Source organism: Synechococcus sp. PCC 6717 (assembly GCF_022698185.1).
Classification (GTDB): domain Bacteria; phylum Cyanobacteriota; class Cyanobacteriia; order Thermosynechococcales; family Thermosynechococcaceae; genus Thermosynechococcus; species Thermosynechococcus lividus.
In genome coordinates this window covers 63,196-75,529 of the sequence record NZ_JAKLTV010000003.1, presented here as the reverse complement: position 1 = coordinate 75,529, position 12,334 = coordinate 63,196, and the positions used below count along the sequence as shown (strand labels likewise).

The window sequence follows — 12,334 nt, the reverse complement described above, 5'->3', positions numbered from 1 at the left end:
GTCAATATATATACATACCAGATAGCCATGGCGGCTCCCTGATGTCGTCGGTATCGCCGCAGCGCGATCAGTACAGTTGCAATTCTGTAAACAAAGTGTTAACTTATATTAAGAAGAAGAAACACTTTGTAACAAACGGAGTTCCAACATGAAAAGCGGTAGCATCATTGACGATCAAGGCAAAATGAACAACTTTGCCATCGAACCCAAAATGTATGTGATGAGTGAGCCACAGTCTGGCTTTACTCCCTACGCAGAATTGTTCAACGGTCGCTTAGCAATGATTGGCTTTGTCTCGCTGTTGGCTCTAGAAGTCATCACTGGCCATGGCCTCATCGGCTTTTTGAACAGCCTGTAAGGACGTTCACCGTATCTCTCTTAGCATGGAATGCAATGCCTGCCCCCTAGGGGGTGGGCTTTTTTGCGGCTTATTGTCAGTTTTTTGTATGTGTTGGCCATTCCTAACACTAGTACGTTTGGCGGCAGCAGATCCGCTATAGTGACGGGGGAGAATTGCCGCATCAATTTCAGGATTAAAGACTATGGGTCGTGCAAAAAAAGTTGTTTTAGCCTACTCCGGTGGGGTAGATACCTCTGTGTGTATCCCCTACCTCAAGGAGGAGTGGGGGGTACAGGAGGTGATTACCCTTGCTGCGGATTTGGGGCAAGGGGATGAGCTAGAACCCATTCGCCAAAAAGCCCTTGACTCTGGTGCCAGTGAATCTCTGGTCGTCGATGCCAAAGCGGCGTTCATCCGCGACTATGCCTTTCCAGCGATTCAGGCCAATGCCCTCTACGAAAATCGCTATCCCCTCTCAACAGCCTTGGCGCGGCCTCTGATTGCCAAGCTCTTGGTAGATGCTGCGGCGGAGTATGGTGCGGATGCGGTTGCCCACGGCTGCACAGGCAAGGGGAACGACCAAGTACGCTTTGATGTGGCGATCGCCGCGTTGAACCCCAACCTAAAGGTGCTAGCGCCAGCGCGGGAGTGGGGGATGAGCCGCGAAGAAACTATTGCCTACGGTGAGCGGTTTGGCATTCCTGCTCCGGTCAAGAAATCTTCCCCCTACAGCATCGACCGCAATTTGCTCGGGCGAAGTATCGAGGCGGGGCCGCTCGAAGATCCATGGAATGAACCCCTAGAAGAGATTTACTTAATGACCCGTGCGGTGGAGGACACCCCCAACTCGCCTGAGTATGTGGAGATTGGCTTTGAGCAAGGGATTCCTGTGAGCCTTGACGGTCAGCACCTAGAGCCAGTTGAGCTGGTTAGCCAACTCAATGAGCGGGTGGGTCGCCATGGCGTGGGTCGCATCGACATGATCGAAAACCGTCTTGTGGGCATTAAGTCCCGCGAAATCTATGAGGCTCCGGCGTTGCTGGTACTCATTGATGCGCACCGGGATCTTGAAAGCCTGACCCTGACTGCCGATGTCACCCAGTACAAGCGTGGCGTTGAAGATACCTACAGCCGCTTGGTCTATAACGGCCTGTGGTATAGCCCCCTCAAGGCAGCTCTGGATGCCTTTATTGCCCAAACCCAAGCTCGCGTTAGCGGTACAGTACGGGTTAAACTCTTTAAGGGAACTGCAAAGGTAGTGGGTCGGCGCTCCTCTGTTTCGCTTTATGCCCCAGACTTAGCGACCTATGGGGCTGAGGATCAGTTTGATCACAAAGCAGCGGAAGGATTTATTTATGTGTGGGGCTTGCCAACGCGAGTGTGGGCTGAGAAACTGCGCCAAGGCTAGCGCGGCTCTTCGACAATACACCACTCGTGGAGTTCGTAGTGAACGCACTGATGTTGCACCAAGGGATCTGCTTCGACGATGGCTTTGGCGGCAGCTAACGAGCTGGCCTCAAACAGCATCATCCCCCCGCCTCGCTCCGCCCAGTACCCCGTTCGTGCTTGATGGCCTGCGGCAATTAACTTACGGACATAGGCACAATGAGCCGGAACATGCTGGTCAAAGGTCTGCTTATCAACGATGCCGCGCTCAATTTTCACAAACCATGGCATTGACGCCCTACTCCTGTGGATTCAGCCTCACGACCTAGAATAGCTATAGTGAGCCGCTGTGTCACCCGCCTAGTCTGTTGTGTCCTAATCAGAACCTGCCATGAGTAAAGCTATCACCCTCGAAACGCTCTTAAGTGAATTTGCCCGCGGGGTTCGCAATTTTCGCGGTGTCAATTTGGCGGGCAGCTCGTTTCCGTTGGTGCAACTTAGTCATGTGGACTTGGCTGGGGCAAATCTCCAAGGCATTAACTGGAGTGGTGCCGATTTAATTAAGGCTAATTTAGCCAATGCGAATTTACGGGGAGCGAACCTCATTGGTGCAGACCTCAGTGGGGCGAACTTGACGGACGCAGATCTGCAAGAAGCTATCCTCAGTGGGGCGGTGTTGGTGGGGGCTTACCTGTCGCGGGCGAACCTCCGCCAAGCGGTGCTCAGTGGGGCGGTGCTGAAAGGGGCAGTGCTCCACGATACTAATTTACAAGGGGCCAATGTTGTTGGGGCTGATTTCTCGGCAGCGGATTTAACCGGGGCGATCGCCCTGCGCAAAGAGTTAGAGGAAGCCAAGCTCAGTGGTGCAACGTTGCCCAATGGGGAGGTTATCTTTGATGACAGTGACGCTGAAGAACTACCGCACCCACCCCTGACGGCTGCCGCTGATCCCATTGCTGCGCCGTCGGATACCACGATGCTAGAGTGGACCAATGAACAGGTGGTGGAATTGCTGCTTCAGCCCCAGCCGCTGCGTCCCCATACCTATCAAAGCGCTGACCTCAAGATCATCAACCTCGGCAACAATTGCTATCAACTGCGCACGGTTACGGAGCAGGCGATCGCCATTCTGGATGCCACAATCGCTTCACAACCACGGATAACCCTATTGGTTGATGCGCCCTTTGCGGATTTAGTGGCCAGCGTCCTCAAAGCCCATTCATTTTTGCCCATTCAGTACTGCGAACAGCCGGTGCCAGCGTGGGAGTACTGCCATGTCGCGACTCCAGCAGGTGCAAACGTTCAACAGGGCACTGCCCGCCAACTGTGGAAAACATGGTGGCTGATGCTGAAGGCGGCTCCCCCAGGGTCGCAGCCCAATCTACAACTTTTAGTAGAGACGCAATGGCAGCCCATTCACGATATTGCTTTTGCCCCCTTAGCCATCGGGGGGTTGATCATTAAAACCGCCGCTGGCGATCGCCACTATGGTGCCGATACGATGCTACTTTGGCTAGAGTTACCGGGAGCAGCGGTCGTTGCTGCCCCCCAAGATCCGGTGCCAGGGACGAGGCCATGGCAAGGAATTCTCAGTGTTGAAAATGGTTGCCTGATCATTCAAACGGCAGCAGGGGCGATCGCCGTTCGTGGTGACAATCTAGCGGTGACCCTTGCAGGGCAGCCCATTGATATAGAACAACTCTAATGCTTGAAATCCAGCCCTTTGATTTTAGCCGCTGGCCCATTGCGGTCAGTGATTTGCCGCTAGACACCTACCTTGTGGGGGGAGCAGTGCGAGATGCGCTGTTGGGGCGCACTACCCTTTACCCCGATCTCGACTTTATTGTGCCAAACCAGTCCCTTGAGCTGGCTGCTACCCTTGCCCAGCGTTACCAAGCGGGCTTTGTGGTCTTAGATCGCCAACGACAGATTGGCCGGGTTGTTTTTAAGAATATGACGGTGGATATTGCCCAGCAGCAGGGCGACACCCTCCTCACCGACTTGCGCGATCGCGACTTTCGCCTCAATGCCATCGCCTACGATATTCATCGCCATCACATTGTTGATCCGTTGGGTGGGTTATTAGACCTACAACAACGCCAGATTCACTACGTTAGCCCGGACAACTTGGCGGCGGATCCCTTGCGCCTTGTGCGCGCCTATCGCCAAGCCGCACAGTTGCAGTTCACCATTACTTCAGACACCCGCCGGGTCATCCAAACCTTGGCATCGCGCCTTCGCACTGTTGCCCCAGAACGGGTGCGTGTTGAACTCAGTTATTTGCTGAGTATGGTTGAAAGTGCGGCCAGCGTTACCTTAGCCTTTCGTGATGGGGTTTTAGGGGTGTGGTTGCCCTCTGTCACCGAAGAGAGTATGACCCATTACCATGCCTTGGAAACCACCTTAGCAAACTTCCCCTTTCCAGCTCTGTGGCCAAGTTTAACTACATCCATTGCCACCACGGCCGCTCCGGGCGAACCCCAGCGGCGTACCCTTGCGGCTCTAGCCAAGCTCACCTGCTTAGTCCATCCAGACCCCCAGCAGGCGGAGACACAACTGTTTGCCCTTACCTACACCGCTAATGAAATTAAAGTTGTTAAAGTCCTATGTCGCTTGCTGCAAGACTGGTTGACGCCACTCCAGCAGCCCCTCAATCGGGAACAGTCGTTCTATCTTTTTCGAGCTGCACAGGATTTTTTTCCAGCCTTTGTTGCGCTGGCACTGAGTCGCACTATCCCCAAAGCTCATCTCATCCCCTTAGTGAGGGCATGGCTCGATCCCACTAATACGGTGGCTCACCCCCCTCAGCTTGTGCGGGGTGCTGACCTAGTGCAACAGTTTCAATTGCGCCAAGGTCCAGAGATTGGCCGGATTTTGAAGGCGATCGAGGCGGCTCAAGCCCGTGGCGAGATTGGCGATCGCGCCAGCGCCCTTGCCTTTGTGGATCGGTTGTTACGCCAGCCTGCGAAGCCCAAATAGATTTTCCATTCGATTTTCCATTCGAGTTTCCATTCGATCACCTTTCCCATGAAGAGGAAGGAGTACCCCTATGCTAGCCGCTTCCTGAGCGACTCCGAGGGATCTAACGCATCAATGGGGGTTCGAGGCTCTGGGGTCGATCCCTCGGCAGAATAGGAGGGGGAGATTGACACTCCCACCACCTAAAGGTGGGGGATTCTTACGCAGTCCATAAACGGACTCATAAAGGCGTTGTCAAGACGCCCCTACACAGTTCCTAGAGGCAAAGCCCCAAGGTTCTGCTTACTTGTAACAACTGTCGCCGATTGGGTTTTTCACCAAGTATAGCGACCAAGTATAGTTTAGCACAGAGCAACTAAAGTTGCTAGGTAGCTTTTCCTCCCCGTACTAAAGTACGCGGCTACCAAGCTATCTTTCTGTGTTGGAGCACTTGCTCAGGGGAGCCTAGTCCCTGTACAGAGCCGTTCAAGTAAAGGACATAGTCGCAGGTTGCTTTGATCCGCTCAAGGTTGTGGGACACTTGCAAAATTGTCCAGCCCTCTTCTTCTTTGAGTTCTGTCAGCAGATCATAAAACTGTTGTTCGGCATGGTGGTCTAGGCCAGCGGGGGCTTCGTCCAAAATTAATAGGCGACGGGGCTGCACAAGGCAATAGGCGAGTAATGCCCGTTTGGTTTCTCCTCCCGACAGAGCACTCATGGGCTGTGTGGCTAAGTGGTTGAGGTGCAACCGCCGCAGGCTATGGGCAATGGCGCGTTGGCGATCGCGCCGATGGTGCCATGGCCACTGCCATGTTTGACAGTCCCAGCCCAGCCCAACAAATTCCGCTACCGTAATGGGAATGCGGCGATCGCACTGAAAACTTTGTGGTAAGTAGGCCACCTGCTGGCGGACATAGGGCAGCAAGCGCCGATAGCTCATGCCATAGCCCAATAGTGTGACCCGACCAGCTTGGTAAGGAATAATTCCCAACAGAGCTTGAATTAGACTCGTTTTCCCCGCACCATTGGGACCAACAATTGCCATGTTTGTATGGGCTGGCAACCTAAAAGAAATATTTTCGACCACGCGGCGATCGCCCCGCCACACCGAAAGATTCTCTACTTCAAGAAGGTATTCGTCCACCATGGTGTCTCGGTATTGCTAAAAGGCCGGACGTAAAGCAGCCACCGGCCAGACAACCGCCACCGACTGAGGCGATCGGTAGGTTTGGGTCTCAGTACCAAACGCTGTCGCCAAATTACGAATATTCTGCCGCATCGTTGCCAAGAAGTACTCTGGCGTGAGGTCTGCAACAGAGGGTGCTGTTTCCAACGGGTCAAAAACACTGACCTTCACCCCCATATCCTGAGCAAGGCTAGCAAACACCTGCTCCTGCCCCGGTTCAGTCAGCAGCGTTTTCAGTTGGCTAGTTTGCACCACCTCCATCACCCGCCGAACATCTGCTGGCGCCGGACTCTCTTCCGGCACACCCACTAAAAAGTCAACTTGGAGATTGTAACTGTCGGCAAAGTAAGGGGCAAAATCGTGATAAACCACAAACGTTTTGCCCGCAAACGGAGATAGCTTGGCCTCCGCCTCAGCATCCAAGGCTCTGAGTTCGTCAATAAAAGTGGCAGCGTTGGCTCTATAAATTTCGGCACCCTCAGGATCGATCGCTATCAACCCATCACGAATGTTTTCCACCTGTTGCACTGCCCGCTTGGGATCTAGCCAAATGTGCGGGTTAAACTCACCGTGACTGTGATCGTGAGTGTGGCCATGGTCATGGGGTTTATCATACGCAAGCGTTGCGACCCCAACACTGCTATCAATAATCTTCAGTTTAGGATTGTCTGCGTTGTCAATTAAAGGCTCTAAAAATGCCTCCAGATCAAGGCCATTTTTCACCAGTGCCGCTGCTCGGTTAATCTCCTGCACATCCTGAGGCCGCGCCTGAAAATCATGGGGATCAACATTGGCAGGCACTAACTGCGTCACCGTTGCCCGATCGCCCACAACTGCTTTTGTAAAGGCAGTCATCGGCAAAAACGTCGTCACCACCGTCAATTGAGGAGTGGCGACCGGCTCCGTTGGGGTCTCTGTTTCAGTTGTCTGTGTTGGCGCACAACCGCCCAGCAGCACACTGATAAGCAGCACTCTCCCGAGCGATCGCCACCAACCCGCCCCTAACGCATTGCAACCCATAGGACAACCCACGAATGATAACCATTCTCAGATTTATCATATAAAACCGCCTCCGGCAAGGGCAGCTTGGCACCGCCGCTGCCGTAACGTGGGTTGGAGTCTCCGCCTTAATTTCCCACAAAAGATGGGGTCTAGTTTGCCCCCAGCCAAGGGATCGTTGCTATGGAGTTAGACCGAGCGACCTCTAGCCTTCGACGTTCAGGAAGGGCAGTAATGCCATTACCCGTGCCCGTTTAATCGCTACTGCTAGCTGCCGTTGCTGCTTGGCCGTCAAACCAGTGACTCGCCGGGGCAAAATTTTACCCCGCTCGGTAATAAATCGCCGCAGCAGATCAACATCTTTGTAGTCAATAGGCTCGCCGGGGGCAATAGGAGAAATACGTCGCCGATAAAATGCCATAGCTGTTGTTCCTTAACCGTACCGCGCTAATCTGGACTATTTAATTTCTTTGTGAATTGTATGTTTGTTGCAGTGGGGACAGAATTTTTTTAGTTCCAAGCGTCCTGTAGTGGTGCGCCGATTCTTGGTCGTGGTGTACCGCGACACGCCGGGAGAGCGCTGAGCAGAGTTGCTGCGGCATTCCGTACACTCGAGGGTGATAATGATTCTGGCACCTTTTGCTTTAGCCATGATGTTGCCTATCTATCCAGTGAGCCGATCTCTGATTATCGCACATTTTTACGGAGTTTAGTCACAATTTCAATGATCTTACGATCCAGGTAAAACCCCCGGCGACAGCGATAGACACTGGTTCCCCCAACGCGATCGTGGAGGGTGCGGTGCTCCTCATCAATCCAGGCTAAGCTACAGTCCACTGCGAGGGGCATCAGCAAGATAATCAGGGCAAAGTTAACGCCGTAGGACTCAACGCCGACCAAGGCCAGCAGGGCGCACGAGCCAATCACTAGCTCCCGCTTACTAAGAGAGAGCAGATCGGGGGTGCGATCGCGCCTATCGAGTAGGCGCACATTCATCAACCAGTGTCCTGGGCTTTGTCCCTTATTGCGGTTGACCATTGCCACCCGCAGCAGCCACCACACCACAGCAAACACAGTAATTTGCCCCCACTGAATAGCGGCACCTGCGGTAATACCAACCACGCTCGTGAGCCAGATCACCAGAAAATCAATACTGGTGGCGATCGCCCGTCGCCATGGTTGGGCAAGGGGCAACGGCGGAGGATACTGACGGGAAAGAGCCATAGGAGAGTCTGCCGTCTTACGTACGAGCTAACCCTACCATGATACTGGTTGCGCTTCAGGAGACTGATAAAACAGGGGTGCAACACCGCTACACCCCTATTGTCCACCCATTGCTCTGTGTCAACGACAGTGACCTATGGGCGCAAGTTCCCCAGCATTCCCATTAAGCCATCTTGCTGTTTGAGCACCCGGTTCAGCTTCTTGAGGTCAAGACTAATGGTTTCGGCGGGGTAGTTCTTCAGAAAGGACATCATGCTCAGACCTTCGGGAGAGGCTGCTGCTGTTAGCATGGCTCCGCGCAGTGCCACTTCCCCCGCCTTATCGCGACGGATGGTTACCTGAGAGAACTGTTTGAGAACATCCTTGCCAATGGGGCTATTGAGAATGCCATTGACTTGCACAACATTGAAGGGGAGTTTCATGCCCAAAAATTCCAAGAGTTTTGCTTGGTCATCTTTGGGCACTAATCGCATCAAGGAGCGCAGTTCCCCCGTTGCCTGTTGGGTGGAGACGTACTCTTCTAGCTCCGACATGGGGAATGAACGCTGAAACGGGCCGTAGGTCAATGAAACATAGTTGGCCGCTTTGGCAGGAGTCACAAACAGTGCCCCAACAGGCAGTGCCAGAGCTACTAACCAAGGCGAAAGACGCTTAAGCATGACGGATCAACTCCAAAAATTAAGGCAAAATGGGCACTGACAGCCTGTTTTGTTGCATCGAAATCAAGACACCACATCCTCATTTCCCATAGAGGTTGACAGATGCAAAACAAGCCGTAGATTGCACCGCTTGCAGTATAGCAGGCAAGATAGAGGTTGCCTTGGCTTCTTAAACTAGGTGTAACGTTCTAATGGGTGTATGAGTGTTTGGCAACCGGGTGCAGTGCTTGACCTGAAGATTGATACCCTCAACCATACGGGTGACGGTGTGGCTCGTTGGCAGGGCAGGGKGGTATTTGTGCCCGATGCGGTGCCGGGCGATCGCCTGCGGGTGCGCCTTCAGCACGTTAAGCCGCAGTATGCCAATGGCGTGCTCCTCGAGGTTCTTGAGCGATCGCCACAGCGGGTTCGGCCTGCTTGCATTGTGGCTGACAAGTGTGGTGGCTGTCAGTGGCAGTGCATCGATTATCATGCCCAGTTAGCGGCTAAGGAACAACTGGTGAAAGAGGCGATCGCCCGCATTGGGCAGTTGCAGCCCCAAGCCTTTTTACCTATATTGGCTGCTCCATCTCCTTTAGGCTACCGCAACAAGGTCACCTACCCCCTTGCCCGTCGCCATGGTCAGGTGGTTGCAGGCTATTATCAAAAAGGCTCGCACCGCATTGTCAACCTGAACCAATGTCCAGTGCAGGATCCGCGCCTCAATCCTCTGCTAGCCACCCTTAAAGCCGACCTACAGCCTTGGCCTATCTATGACGAGTCAACCGGATCTCCGGGGGTTCGCCACCTAGGGCTGCGCATTGGCCAGCGTACGGGCGAGCAATTGATCACCCTAGTGCTAGCAGGGGATATCCCCCCTTACCTCGAAGGGCAAGCGCAACGATGGTACGACCAGTTTGCCGCCGTTGTGGGGGTCTGTGTGAACATTAATTCGCAGCGGGGGAATCGCATCTTTGGCTCTCAAACCCGGGTGCTAGCGGGTCAGCTGTACCTACGGGAGGTTTTGGCTGGCATTGAGTTCCACGTTGGCGCGACAACGTTTTTCCAAGTCAATACGGCTCAAGCAGAGCAACTTATCCAAACCCTTGAGGCTTGGTTGGCGCTCTCAGGAACCGAGCATCTATTAGATCTATATTGTGGCATTGGCACCCTTAGTTTACCGTTGGCGCGCTCAGCGGCTCGGGTCACTGGGGTTGAGTGTCATCCAGACTCGGTTACCCAAGCGATCGCCACGGCTCGTCACAATGGGTTGACCAATACGGAATTTATCTGTGCGGTTGCCGAAGAGTGGCTCCCCCATTGGTGCAACACTGTTGATGTCCTGCTGCTGGATCCGCCCCGTAAAGGGTGCGATCGTGCCGTCCTCGATGCAATTTTAGGGCAGCGCCCACCCCGAATTGTCTATGTCAGTTGCCATCCAGCCACCCTAGCGCGGGATTTAGGGTATCTGTGTCAGGCGGGTGCCTATCAATTGGCCAAAGTACAGCCCCTAGACATGTTTCCCCAAACCGCCCACGTCGAAACCATTGCATTACTCACCGCGACCTAGTCCCTGAGTTGCCCCTCAGTCGTCTCGGAAAAATTGTGAGGACTAGCGCAGAATTGCATTGGCAATAATGGTGATGACCGCAGTCACAATCAAGCCAAAGGCAAGATTGACAACTTGTCCCGAGGCTTTCTGGTACGTATCCACCCGTACGTTAAGAATGGCTAGCTCATTGCCAAATGCTCCCATACCGTTTTTGACCTTATCCACCTCCCCCTTTAGCCCCTCAACGTCCTGTTTCAGATCGTCAACATCCTGTTTGAGGCCTTCAACATCGTGTTTGAGTCCTTCGACATCCTGCTTAAGCCCTTCAACATCATGCTTCAGACCCTCAACGTCCTGCTTAAGCCCTTCGACATCGTGGCGCAGCAGCTCAACATCGCCGCGAATACCACGTAACTCTGTAATCACAAGGGTTTGAAATTCTTGTTCGCTCATAGGGCGGCTGCATCAAGGACGCCAATGGTTTGGGTATAAATGGCCTGAGCTTCTTCAGGAGTATTACCAATACTCACTAGTCCTAGTTTACCAAACTCGGAGAGGGCACCCATCAAGTGAAAGACCGTGCCTGTTTCGGTACTGGAGTCAAAGTGGAGATGGTAGCGGGCAATCATATCCAAGAGATCGTTGGGTAGGAGGCCGCGATACTGCGGTTGGCAGAGGTTATCGGAGGCAATATAAAATTTGGGACGGCGGTGCTTACTATAAAAAAGACCGGACTCCAACTCATAATGACCATCGGTCAGGAATTGCAGCGTCATAAAGGGATGGGTGGTTCCTCCCTTACGGAGGTTAATTTCAATGGCAGCTAGCTCCCACGCTTGCTGATCGGCATCGAACGTGGCAACAAAATCCAGCCCATAATAGCCAATGACCCCCTGTTGCGCCAGATAGGTTCCAGCGGTGCGTCCGAGGTCTTGCAATTGATGCCGATAGTCCGCGTGGGCAGGAAATTCACACCCAATGAAAATTTGCCCTTCCGGTTCATTCAAGAGCTGTTCGTGGGTGGAGATGATTTCCACCCGACCGTCAGGGGTGATGCGACCTTGGACACTGGGCGATCGCTTCTGGGAGCCGTCGATGAAGGCTTCAACAATGCCTCCGAGGGTTATAAATCGCTGCCGGTAGGAGTCCCATGTTTCATTAGGGGCTTGGAACCTCATGTCGGCAAGGCTATTCTCTAGCCGTTGGAGATGGGCGGGATCTGTGGGGGAGGTGGTGGGGCGCACCTGTGTTAGGTCAAGGAGGGCATTCCCTTCGCCAGAAAATGCTTCGTTTAGTTTCACCACTAAGCGGTGTAAGTGGGGGTATTTGGCTTGCAGGTGGGCGATCGCCTGCACTAACTCAGAGACTGTCGCTAAAAAGCCACTGCCGACAGGGTGGGGGATGCCTGCTGCTGCAAAGAGTTCGCGGCTGCCCGCCTTAGTTCCCCAATAGAGTAAATCCGGATCCGTTGAGTACAGAGGAATCCCCAACGTCACAGCCAGTTCCCGTTCGAGGGGGGTAGAGTTAAAACAGACCATATAGGCCTGATTCGGCCGTAGGGCTTGACGGATACGTTCCACCAAGCGGGGGCGCTCCAAGATTTTAGCGGTCAAGGGTTTATCGGAGCGATCGTAGGTGGCCAACAGCAGGAGGCGATCGCGGGCATGGGAGCTGGGCACCCCTGGCAGTAAGTCAAGGTAGTAGTCAATAATACTGGGGTGCAGCGGCTGAGAGGTGATATAGATCATGCGCGTGCGGGGATTGCGCAGTTGAATCAGTGTATAGAGCTGGCGCTCTTCGTAGTGGGTGTAGCCCGTAATTTTGGCAAGTTCGGGTTGGGGAAAGCTCAGAGAAGGCACAACCACAATATCCCGCTCAATTCCCCCTGGCCCCTTTGGCAGTTCCGGTACAAAGGTTTCCGTACCCTCCCAACACTCTTGCAGACGGGTTTGTAGCTGGTGGAATTGCTGGGCAATGGACATCTGCCAGTCCCCCAAAGGTTTGTCCCCTAGTGTAGCAGTGTCCTCTGCTCAGCACGTTAAGAGTGTCGA

General features: G+C 53.7%; 14 protein-coding genes. 5 read left to right on the top strand and 9 right to left on the bottom strand.

Translation table 11 applies throughout. The features are described 5' to 3' along the window. Positions 1-148: 148 nt before the first annotated feature. Together L5470_RS04555 and L5470_RS04550 are read left to right on the top strand one after the other, a co-directional pair. Complete coding sequence (locus tag L5470_RS04555; protein ID WP_099798309.1) at positions 149-358, top strand: CAB/ELIP/HLIP family chlorophyll-binding protein; 210 nt, start codon at positions 149-151, stop codon at positions 356-358. Positions 359-542: 184 nt separating this feature from the next. Continuing rightward, complete coding sequence (locus L5470_RS04550) at positions 543-1,748, top strand: argininosuccinate synthase (RefSeq protein ID WP_499498438.1); 1,206 nt, start codon at positions 543-545, stop codon at positions 1,746-1,748. Here the strand turns inward: L5470_RS04550 and L5470_RS04545 are convergent. Continuing rightward, positions 1,745-2,017, bottom strand: a complete 273-nt coding sequence (locus tag L5470_RS04545) for a YciI family protein (protein ID WP_099798307.1) — start codon at positions 2,015-2,017, stop codon at positions 1,745-1,747. The two genes, L5470_RS04550 and L5470_RS04545, sit on opposite strands and share 4 nt — an antisense overlap. Positions 2,018-2,117: 100 nt before the next feature. On the opposite strand from L5470_RS04545, the gene L5470_RS04540 reads away from it, so the two are divergent. Continuing rightward, positions 2,118-3,431: a pentapeptide repeat-containing protein gene (locus L5470_RS04540; RefSeq protein WP_499498436.1), complete on the top strand. Its 1,314-nt coding sequence runs from the start codon at positions 2,118-2,120 to the stop codon at positions 3,429-3,431. After that, positions 3,431-4,705: a tRNA nucleotidyltransferase/poly(A) polymerase-related protein gene (locus tag L5470_RS04535; RefSeq protein ID WP_499498434.1), complete on the top strand. Its 1,275-nt coding sequence runs from the start codon at positions 3,431-3,433 to the stop codon at positions 4,703-4,705. Before L5470_RS04540 ends, L5470_RS04535 begins: the two co-directional genes overlap by 1 nt. 400 nt (positions 4,706-5,105) lie before the next feature. On the opposite strand, the gene L5470_RS04530 is transcribed toward L5470_RS04535, so the two are convergent. The 6 genes from L5470_RS04530 to L5470_RS04505 form a co-directional block, all read right to left on the bottom strand. Continuing rightward, the gene (locus L5470_RS04530) at positions 5,106-5,831 is read right to left on the bottom strand and encodes a metal ABC transporter ATP-binding protein (RefSeq protein ID WP_499498432.1); all 726 of its coding nucleotides are present in this window, start codon (positions 5,829-5,831) and stop codon (positions 5,106-5,108) included. A 15-nt stretch (positions 5,832-5,846) separates the two neighbouring features. Then, the gene (locus tag L5470_RS04525; RefSeq protein WP_499498430.1) at positions 5,847-6,890 is read right to left on the bottom strand and encodes a metal ABC transporter solute-binding protein, Zn/Mn family; all 1,044 of its coding nucleotides are present in this window, start codon (positions 6,888-6,890) and stop codon (positions 5,847-5,849) included. A 184-nt stretch (positions 6,891-7,074) separates the two neighbouring features. Beyond that, a complete protein-coding gene (gene rpsR, locus L5470_RS04520; protein ID WP_099798302.1) occupies positions 7,075-7,290 on the bottom strand; it encodes a 30S ribosomal protein S18 in 216 nt (71 codons plus the stop codon). Between the two features lie 36 nt (positions 7,291-7,326). Beyond that, a complete protein-coding gene (rpmG, locus tag L5470_RS04515; RefSeq protein ID WP_099798301.1) occupies positions 7,327-7,521 on the bottom strand; it encodes a 50S ribosomal protein L33 in 195 nt (64 codons plus the stop codon). 35 nt (positions 7,522-7,556) lie between these two features. Next, complete coding sequence (locus L5470_RS04510; protein ID WP_499498428.1) at positions 7,557-8,093, bottom strand: RDD family protein; 537 nt, start codon at positions 8,091-8,093, stop codon at positions 7,557-7,559. A 134-nt stretch (positions 8,094-8,227) separates the two neighbouring features. Next, complete coding sequence (locus tag L5470_RS04505; RefSeq protein ID WP_499498426.1) at positions 8,228-8,752, bottom strand: alpha/beta hydrolase; 525 nt, start codon at positions 8,750-8,752, stop codon at positions 8,228-8,230. A 199-nt stretch (positions 8,753-8,951) separates the two neighbouring features. Between L5470_RS04505 and rlmD the strand changes: the two genes are divergently transcribed. Further along, a complete protein-coding gene (gene rlmD / locus L5470_RS04500) occupies positions 8,952-10,301 on the top strand; it encodes a 23S rRNA (uracil(1939)-C(5))-methyltransferase RlmD (RefSeq protein WP_499498424.1) in 1,350 nt (449 codons plus the stop codon). A gap of 42 nt (positions 10,302-10,343) precedes the next feature. Here rlmD and L5470_RS04495 read toward each other — a convergent pair whose 3' ends face one another. Together L5470_RS04495 and L5470_RS04490 are read right to left on the bottom strand one after the other, a co-directional pair. Further along, on the bottom strand, positions 10,344-10,736 hold the full coding sequence (locus L5470_RS04495; RefSeq protein WP_448514318.1) for a ssr2422 family thylakoid membrane protein: 393 nt from the start codon (positions 10,734-10,736) through the stop codon (positions 10,344-10,346). Further along, positions 10,733-12,265, bottom strand: a complete 1,533-nt coding sequence (locus tag L5470_RS04490; RefSeq protein WP_499498422.1) for a peptide ligase PGM1-related protein — start codon at positions 12,263-12,265, stop codon at positions 10,733-10,735. Before L5470_RS04490 ends, L5470_RS04495 begins: the two co-directional genes overlap by 4 nt. Positions 12,266-12,334: the final 69 nt, after the last annotated feature.